The sequence below is a fragment of the Bradyrhizobium sp. NBAIM14 genome, assembly GCF_020193895.1.
Lineage (GTDB): Bacteria > Pseudomonadota > Alphaproteobacteria > Rhizobiales > Xanthobacteraceae > Bradyrhizobium > Bradyrhizobium yuanmingense.
In genome coordinates, this window is record NZ_JADYVQ010000061.1 from 1 (window position 1) to 1,274 (window position 1,274).

General features: G+C 64.4%; 2 protein-coding genes. Both read left to right on the forward strand.

From position 1 onward, the window contains the following. Positions 1–326, forward strand: a 326-nt coding sequence (locus I6F28_RS36985; protein WP_276573452.1) for a flagellin, incomplete at its 5' end; no start/stop codon positions are given. Positions 327–685: 359 nt separating this feature from the next. After that, the coding region (locus tag I6F28_RS36990) for a flagellin (protein ID WP_524536135.1) at positions 686–1,274 on the forward strand (589 nt) is incomplete at its 3' end.

A 1,274-nucleotide genomic window follows, 5' to 3' on the forward strand; every position in this document is an offset into this window, starting at 1 on the left:
TGGGCCTCGCCTCACTGACCAGCGGTGTCGACTTCATCGATAACGCTGCCACCAACAAGGTGCTGACCAACCTCAACGCCGCCTCGAGCACGCTCCGCTCGCAGGCCTCGAGCCTCGGCTCGAACCTCTCGGTGGTGCAGGTCCGTCAGGACTTCAACAAGAGCCTGATCAACGTGCTGCAGACCGGCTCGTCCAACCTGACGCTGGCCGACACCAACGTCGAGGCGGCCAACAGCCAGGCGCTGTCGACCCGCCAGTCGATCGCGGTCTCCGCGCTGTCGCTGGCCAACCAGTCGCAGCAGAGCGTGCTGCAGCTGCTCCGCTAAGTCGCGGACGATATCGCAAGCAAGATCCGGCGGCGGGGCTTCGGCCCCGCCGCTTTCTTTTTGGGCCGGCGTGCGAGTGCTGCCCGGCAAGGTCGCAGCGGTGCATTCGATGCAGCCAATTGCTCACTCTCAGTTATGGTTGACAAGTCGCAAATGCCTCATCGGTGCACGGAAAAGCACCGTCCTATCATGACGATATGGGTGAGAACGCTGAGGCTCCGGATGCGCACATGGTGAATCGGTGGAGGGCCTGGCGCGACTCGCTTCATGCTTTGTTAGCCCACAACGTTCACCGTCCCGGCCATCGATTAATCCTAATCGAAGTTTTGTTGCGTTGCGTACCAGAAGGGTAACACTCAATGTCCGGTATCGTTCTCTCCGCGTCGGTTCGCCAGAACCTGCTCTCCCTCCAGTCCACCGCCGATCTTCTCGCCACCACCCAGAGCCGTCTGTCGACCGGCAAGAGCGTCAACTCGGCCCTGGACAATCCCACCAACTTCTTCACGGCCCAGTCGCTCGACAACCGCGCCAGCGACATCAACAACCTGCTCGACGGCATCGCCAACGGCGTGCAGGTGCTGCAGGCTGCCAACACCGGCATCACCTCGCTGCAGAAGCTGATCGACAGCGCCAAGTCGATCGCCAACCAGGCGCTGCAGACCACCGTCGGTTACTCCACCAAGTCGAACGTCTCGACCACGATCTCCGGTGCGACGGCGGCCGACCTGCGTGGCACGACCTCCTACGCCAGCGCGACGGCGAACAGCAACGTCGTGTATAGCGGCGCGGCCGGCGGCACCACCGCGGCGACCGGCACCACGACGCTCGGCGCCACCATCGGCGTCTTCGCCAGCACGGGCGCAACGGCCGGCGACGGCACCACGGCGCTGACCGGCACCATGACCCTGATCGCCACCAACGGCACGACCGCGACCGGCCTCGCCGGCA